The sequence below is a fragment of the Pseudomonas sp. Choline-02u-1 genome (genome assembly GCF_002836515.1).
Classification (GTDB): Bacteria; Pseudomonadota; Gammaproteobacteria; order Pseudomonadales; family Pseudomonadaceae; genus Aquipseudomonas.
The window spans coordinates 1-406 of sequence record NZ_PJBC01000045.1 but is presented as its reverse complement, the minus strand read 5'-3'; the positions used below and the strand labels follow the sequence as shown (position 1 = coordinate 406).

Annotated in this window: 1 protein-coding gene; it reads right to left on the bottom strand. The window is 63.3% G+C overall.

Annotation, left to right across the window (positions count from 1 at the left end; all coding sequences use genetic code 11):
• A partial coding sequence (gene tssI, locus CXF97_RS14025; protein WP_157830896.1) for a type VI secretion system tip protein TssI/VgrG occupies positions 1-406 on the bottom strand: 406 nt, incomplete at both ends.

Here is a 406-nt window from a genome sequence, read left to right as displayed (position 1 = left end):
CGAGGAAGGTGACGAGGACTTCCATGCCGATGCGCGGGATGGCGATGCCGCCGTAGGCGCTGCCTGCCCAGCCGCTGGCAACGCGCATCCAGCAGGTGGTTTTGTCGTCGGACTGGCCGTCGCGGTCCCAGTGGAATTGGACTTTGATACGGCCGTACTGGTCGCAGTGGATTTCTTCACCGGCGGGGCCGGTGACGACGGCGGTCTGGCTGCCGAGGACTTTCGGTTTCGGGTGTTCGAGGGCAGGGCGGTAGTGCGCGTCCCACGGGGTGGCGAGGAAGCTGTTGCGGTAGCCCTGGTGGAAATCGCTTTTGTTGTCGGTGACGTCGCTGGTGACGTTTTCGCCGAGCACTTGCGGTTGTTTGCCTTCGTGGAAGACTTCCAGCAGCAGCCACAGATCGTTCCA